The 6,455-nt window shown below is 70.7% G+C and carries 6 protein-coding genes; 4 read left to right on the top strand and 2 right to left on the bottom strand.

Going from position 1 to position 6,455, the window contains the following annotated elements:
- The coding region (gene grpE, locus FV223_RS17225; protein WP_246689706.1) for a nucleotide exchange factor GrpE at positions 1 to 605 on the bottom strand (605 nt) is incomplete at its 3' end.
- 82 nt (positions 606 to 687) lie between these two features.
- Positions 688 to 3,480, bottom strand: a complete 2,793-nt coding sequence (locus tag FV223_RS17220; protein ID WP_147728175.1) for a [protein-PII] uridylyltransferase — start codon at positions 3,478 to 3,480, stop codon at positions 688 to 690.
- Positions 3,481 to 3,780: 300 nt separating this feature from the next.
- Between FV223_RS17220 and FV223_RS17215 the strand changes: the two genes are divergently transcribed.
- From FV223_RS17215 to FV223_RS17200, 4 genes are all read left to right on the top strand, one after another.
- Complete coding sequence (locus FV223_RS17215) at positions 3,781 to 4,026, top strand: AbrB/MazE/SpoVT family DNA-binding domain-containing protein (protein ID WP_210246691.1); 246 nt, start codon at positions 3,781 to 3,783, stop codon at positions 4,024 to 4,026.
- On the top strand, positions 4,010 to 4,366 hold the full coding sequence (locus FV223_RS17210) for a type II toxin-antitoxin system PemK/MazF family toxin (RefSeq protein WP_147728174.1): 357 nt from the start codon (positions 4,010 to 4,012) through the stop codon (positions 4,364 to 4,366). The genes FV223_RS17215 and FV223_RS17210 overlap by 17 nt, the downstream gene beginning before the upstream one ends.
- Positions 4,367 to 4,473: 107 nt before the next feature.
- Positions 4,474 to 5,457 (top strand): aliphatic sulfonate ABC transporter substrate-binding protein, encoded by a 984-nt coding sequence (locus FV223_RS17205; RefSeq protein WP_147728173.1) that lies wholly within the window; start codon positions 4,474 to 4,476, stop codon positions 5,455 to 5,457.
- A gap of 225 nt (positions 5,458 to 5,682) precedes the next feature.
- Entirely contained in the window at positions 5,683 to 6,315 is a 633-nt protein-coding gene (locus FV223_RS17200) for a LysE family translocator (protein WP_147728172.1), read from the top strand.
- Positions 6,316 to 6,455: the final 140 nt, after the last annotated feature.

Genomic DNA, 6,455 nt, shown 5'->3' with positions numbered 1-6,455 from the left:
CCTGCGCCGGCCTTCGGGCCGCCCTTGGCGACGCCGACCAGGGCCGGGCGCAGGGTCCGGTCGCCGATGACGTAGCCCGACTGGACCACCTGCACGACGGTGCCGGCCGGCACCTCCGGGTCGGGCACCTCGAACATCGCCTGGTGGCGGTTCGGGTCGAAGCGCTGGCCCTTGGGCTCGACCACCTTCACGCCGTGGCGCTCCAGGGTCTTGGCGAGATCCCGCTCGGTCAGCTCGATGCCGTCGATCAGGCCCTTCAGGGCGCCCTCGGCCGAGGCCCGCGCCTCGGCCGGGACGCTGTCGAGCGCGCGGCGGATGTTGTCGGCGACGTTGAGCACGTCGCGGGCGAAGTTGGTGACCGCGTAGGTCCGGCCGTCGGCGACCTCGCGCTCGGTCCGGCGGCGCAGGTTCTCCATCTCGGCCAGCGTGCGCAGCGTGCGGTCCTTCAGCTCGTCGCGCTCGGCGGTCATCGCCGCGAGCTTCGCGTCGGCGGCCGACCCGTCCTGGGACGCGGGGGCGTCGTGCGGCGCCTCGTGCGCCACGCCGGCGCCGGCCTCGACCGTGCTCTGGCGCGGGTCGTCATGCTGCATGTCGTTGCTCGTCATCGCGAAAAGGGCTCGCCGGGTGATTTCGGGGTCGGCGTTGATATCAGGCGCGCGGGCCGCGAAATCAACCCGGCGAAGCACATCACGCCTCCCGCGGCGGCGGCGCGGCGACGAGCGCCTCCAGCCCCTCCGCCTTCATCACCGCCACGTCGCCGGCGAAGACCTCCATCACCGCGCTGCGGATCGCCGCCTGGCGGTCGGGCTGGGTGACGCGGGTGCCGGTCAGGTCGGTGACGTAGAACACGTCCACCGCCCGCTCGCCGAAGGTCGCGACATGCGCCGAGGTGATGTTGAGGTTGAGGCGGTTCAGCGCCGTGGTCAGCTCGTAGAGCAGGCCCGGCCGGTCGAGGCCGGTGACCTCGACCACCGTCTCGCGGCTGGACAGCGCGTTGTCGATCGCCACGTCCGGCGGGACCAGGAAGGTCTTGGCCCGGCCGGTGGAGGGCGGGTGCTTGTCGGCCACGAGCTCGGCGATCTTGATCTCGCCCTTGAGCGAGCGCTCGATCGAGGCGGTGATGCGCCGGCCGCGGCGCATCTCGTCCTCGTCGCGCTCGAAGGCGCGGGAGATGAAGATCGAATCGAGGGCGAAGCCGTCGCTGGTGGTGAAGGCCTGGGCGTCGACGATGTTGCCGCCGGCCGCCGCGCAGGCCCCGGTGACGATGGCCAGCAGCCGCGGGTGGTCGGGCGAGTACACCGTCAGCTCGGTGACGCCGCGGACCGGATCGGTCTCGACGTCGGTGGCGCTGGTGCGGCCGGCCTCGATCGCCTGGCGGATGAAGCCGGCGTTCTTGAACTGGCGCACGCCGTCGACCTTCAGCCAGTAGGCCTGGTTGTGGCGCGCGGCGTAGGCGTCGAACACCTCCGACGACCAGTCGGGCAGCTGCTCGCGCAGGCCCATCTGGATCAGCCGGACGCGGTCGGTGCGGGCGATCTCGGAATGGCCGCCCGACAGCACCACCTCGGTCTCGTCGTAGAGGGTGCGGATCAGCGTGCCCTTCCACGCGGTCCAGACGCCGGGGCCGACGGCGGTGATGTCGGCGACGGTGAGGATCGTCAGCAGGCGCAGGCGCTCCAGCGTCTGCACCACGGCGGCGAACTTCTCGATGGTCTTCGGATCCGAAAGGTCGCGGCTCTGGGCGGTCATCGACATCAGGAGATGGTGCTCGACGAGCCAGGCCACCGTCTCGGTCTCGGCCTGGGTCAGGCCGAAGCGCGGGCACAGCTTCTGCGCGATCGCCGCGCCGGCGATCGAGTGGTCCTCGGGCCGGCCCTTGGCGATGTCGTGGAGCAGGATCGCCACGTAGAGCGCGCGCCGGTTGTGGATCGCGTTGACCAGGCGCGAGACCAGCGGGAACTGCTCCTCGGTGCGCCCGGAATCGATCGCCGCGAGCACGCCGAGCGAGCGCAGCAGGTGCTCGTCCACCGTGAAATGGTGGTACATGTTGAACTGCATCATCGCGACGATGCGGCCGAAATCCGGGATGAAGCGGCCGAGCACGCCGGCCTCGTTCATCTGCCGCAGCACCGATTCCGGCGAGTTCTTCGAGGTCAGGATCTCGAGGAAGAGGCGGTTGGCCTCCTCGTCGGCGCGCAGGGCGTGGCCGATCAGGCGCAGGGAGCGGTTCGCCAGGCGCTTGGCGTCGGGATGGATCGCGAGGTTGTGCCGGTCGGCGAGCCAGAACAGGCGCAGGAGGTTGACCGGATCGCGCTCGAACGCGTCCTCGGCGCGGACGTTGACCCGGCCGTGGTCGAGCCAGAAATCCTCCGCCTCGATCGCGGTGGCGCGGAACCGATCGCGGAACTTGCCGATCCAGCGGTCGAGCACCGGCGTGCGCTTGGCGTGGCGCGCCTCCAGCTCGGCGCAGACGATGGCGGTGAGGTCGCCGACGTCCTTGGCGATCAGGAAGTACGCCTTCATGAAGCGCTCGACGCCCGACAGCCCGCCGCGCGGCCCGAAGCCGAGGCGCTCGGCGATCTTCGGCTGCAGCCCGAAGGACAGCCGCTCCTCCGCGCGCCGCGTGACGAAGTGCAGGTGGCAGCGCACCCGCCACAGGAACTCGTCGCAGCGCTCGAACAGGCGGTACTCCTCCGCCGTGAACAGGCCGGCGGCGACGAGCTCGACCTGGTCGCGCACCCGGTAGGTGTACTTGGCGATCCAGAACAGGGTGTTGAGGTCGCGCAGGCCGCCCTTGCCGTCCTTGACGTTGGGCTCGACCAGGTAGCGCGAGGAGCCGGCCTTGGTGATGCGGCCGTCGCGCTCGCGCAGCTTGGCCTCGACGAACTCGTGCGCGGTGCCCATCACCAGCTCGGCGTCGAAGCGCGTCACCAGCTCCTCGAACAGCACCCGCGTGCCGAACAGGAAGCGCGCCTCCAGGAGCGCCGTGCGGATCGTCATGTCGGCGCGGGCCTCGCGCAGGCATTCCTCGACCGAGCGGGTGGCGTGGCCGACCTTCAGCTTGAGGTCCCACAGCACGTAGAGCATCGCCTCGACGACGCTCTCCGACCATGCGGTCTGCTTGTAGGGCAGCAGGAACAGGAGATCGATGTCGGAGCCCGGCGCCATCGTGCCCCGGCCGTAGCCGCCGGTCGCCACCACCGCGAGCTGCTCGCCGGTGGAGGGGTTGTCGTTCGGATAGAGCCGCCAGACCACCGCGTCGTGGATCGCGCGCACCACCGCGTCGGTGAGGTTCGACAGCGCGCGGGCGCAGCGCATGCCGTCCCGGTCCTTCAGAAGCTGCGCCTCGGCCGCCGCGTGGCCGGCCTCGATGACCCGCTTCAGCTCCGGCACCAGGACGGCGCGGAGCTTCGTCGGCTCACGAGCCTCGCGATCCAGGGCATCCAGAACCTTGTCCAGGGCAGCGACGGCATCGAACATGGGTACCCGTTAGCATGAACTGCCGGTGCTGCCAGCGGGGCCGGGCTTCTGGACAGGCGCGCGGCGTCGAGCCAGGGTCCTCGAGCCGGGGCTCGTCAGCGAAGGGCCTCGGGCGAGGGGCCGCGAGCAAGAGCCACGCCGAAGCCACGCTCGATCCGGATCCGCCGGAGCGGGCGGGGTGCCGGTGGGCGAGCTTTGACGCGCCGTCCCGGGGATCGTATATACGAAGGAGATACGTTGATGCGAGCGCGGCACGGTGCCGTTCGAAGCTTGGTCACAGCCATGCCAGGAGAGGTGCGCGTGATCGTTCAGTTCTCCCGATGGGGCAACAGTCTCGCCCTCCGCATCCCGGCGCAGATCCTGCGAGACGTCGGCGCTGCTGAAGGCAGCACGGCCGAACTGAGTGTCGAGGAGGGGCGGATCGTCATCGCGCCGCGCGCAGAGCCGCCGCGCTACACCTTCGACGGCCTGCTTGCCGGCATCACCAAAGAGAACCTGCACGACGACCAGTTCGAGGGGCGGACGGTCGGTGACGAGATCTGGTGAGCCGCCCTATTGCCCTGATCTCGGCGACCTGATCTTCCTCGAGTTCAGTCCGCATCTTGGGACCGAGCAGGGCTTCACCCGGCCCGGGCTCGTCCTCACGCCGCGGTCCTACAACGGCCTCGTCGGGCGCTGCTTCGCGTGTCCGGTCACCAGCCGCGGACGTGGCTACCCTTACGAGGTGGCCCTGCCGTCCGGGCTGAAGATCCACGGCTTCGTCCTTGCGGACCAGGGCAAGCCGCTCGCCTGGGCCGAGCGCTACGCGCGCTTCGTCGACGTCGCGCCGGCGGCCGTGATCGATGACGTGAAGGCGAAGATCGCGGCGTTCCTGCAACTCGGTTGATGCCGATCATCCACGGCTGTGCGTCCTATATTGCGGAATTGTCGTTTGACATAAAGAACGCACCGGCCTAGCTCGGATCAAACGCCCGATCCGAAAAGGACTGTCTCATGCGCCTTGCCCGCCGCGCGCTTCTCGGTGCCGCCCTCGCGCTCGCTCTCCCGGTCGCCCTGCCCGCCGCCTTGTCCGCGCCCGCCGGCGCCGCCGAGGTCAAGGAGGTCCGCCTCGACTGGGCGACCTACAACCCGGTCGGGCTGGTCCTGAAGGACAAGGGGTTTTTGGAGGAAGCGCTGAAGCCGAGGGGCATCACCGTGCGCTGGGTCCAGTCGCTCGGCTCCAACAAGGCGCTCGAATTCCTCAATGCCGGCGCGATCGACTTCGGCTCCTCGGCCGGCGCCGCCGCCCTCGTGGCGCGCATCAACGGCAACCCGATCAAGGCGGTCTACGCCTACTCGCGGCCGGAATGGACCGCGCTCGTCACCCGCAAGGACAGCGGCATCGCGCGGGTCGCCGACCTCAAGGGCAAGCGCATCGCGGTGACCCGCGGCACCGACCCGCACATCTTCCTGATCCGCGCCCTCCAGGGCGCGGGCCTGACCGAGCGCGACGCCAAGCTCGTCCTGCTCCAGCACGCCGACGGCCGCACGGCGCTCGACCGCGGCGACGTCGACGCCTGGGCCGGCCTCGACCCGATGATGGCCGCGGCCGAGATCGAGAACGACGACGTGCTGTTCTTCCGCGACGCGAGCGCCAACACCTGGGGCCTGCTCGACGTGCGCGAGGCGTTCGCCCAGGAGAACCCCGAGCTCGTCCGCACCGTGATCGCCGCCTACGAGCGGGCGCGGCTGTTCGCGATCCAGAACCCGGACGCGCTGAAGGCGGCCCTGGTCGCCGCCACGAAGCTGCCCGAGCCGGTGATCGCCCGGCAGGTCGCCCGCACCGACCTCTCCGAGCCGGCGGTCGGCAAGGCCCAGGCGGCCTCGATCCAGGCGGCCGGCCTCGCCCTGCAGCAGGCCGGCATCATCCCCGCCGGCACCGACGTCCCCGCCGCCGTCGACGGGCTGATCGACACGCGCTTCAACCCGGCGCGGTAGGCGAGGGCGTATCGAGCCCCGCTCGCATCGTTCGTCGCAGAGCCGTATCGTCCGCGCGATCCGCAGCGCGGCTCCTTCTCCCAGGGGGAGAAGGGTGGGATGAGGGGCGTGCCTCAGACGGAAAGGTCACACCCCTCACCCTGTCCCTCTCCCCCTGGGAGAGGGGGCCCGCGCCGCGATATGCCCACGGTTCGGTCGACGCACACAGCAGGAGCGACCGGAGGCATGCCCGAAATCACGAACCTCCTCGCCTTCGCGCTGGTCTCCCTCGGCATGGTGCTGACGCCGGGGCCGAACATGGTCTACCTGGTCTCGCGCTCGCTCTCGCAGGGGGCGGGCGCCGGGCTGGTCTCGCTCGGCGGGGTCGCGGCGGGGTATCTCGTCTACATGCTGGCGGCGGCCTTCGGCATCACCGCGCTGCTGCTCGCCGTGCCCTTCGCCTACGACGCCCTGCGCCTTTCCGGCGCGCTCTACCTGCTGTGGCTGGCCTGGCAGGCGGTGCGGCCGGGCGGGCGCTCGCCGTTCCAGCCGCGGATGCTGCCGCCCGACGGGCCGCGGCGGCTGTTCGCGATGGGGTTCCTGACGAACCTCCTCAACCCGAAGATCGCGGTGATGTACCTGTCGCTGCTGCCGCAGTTCATCACGCCGGGGCACGGCAGCGTGCTGGTGCAATCGCTGGTGCTGGGGTCGGTGCAGACCGGGATCAGCGTCGGCGTGAACGCGCTGCTCGCCGTCACCGCCGGGTCGGTGGCCGGCTTCCTCGGCGGGCGCCCGGCCTGGATGGTGGCGCAGCGCTGGCTGATGGGCACCGTGCTCGCCGGCCTCGCGGTGCGGATGGCGACCGAGGCGCGGCGCTGAGCCCGCGGCGGTGCTATAGGGCCGCCGACCCTCCAGCTCCCGCTGGTCTCGCGCCTGGTCAACGCGATCCACAACCGGCGCGCGCTCTACGTGGCGATCCTGCTCCACGACATCGCCAAGGGCCGGCCCGAGGACCACTC

It is taken from the genome of Methylobacterium sp. WL116, assembly GCF_008039455.1.
Lineage (GTDB): Bacteria > Pseudomonadota > Alphaproteobacteria > Rhizobiales > Beijerinckiaceae > Methylobacterium.
Note: the sequence above shows the minus strand (reverse complement) of the source record. Positions and strands in the feature narration are given on the sequence as shown.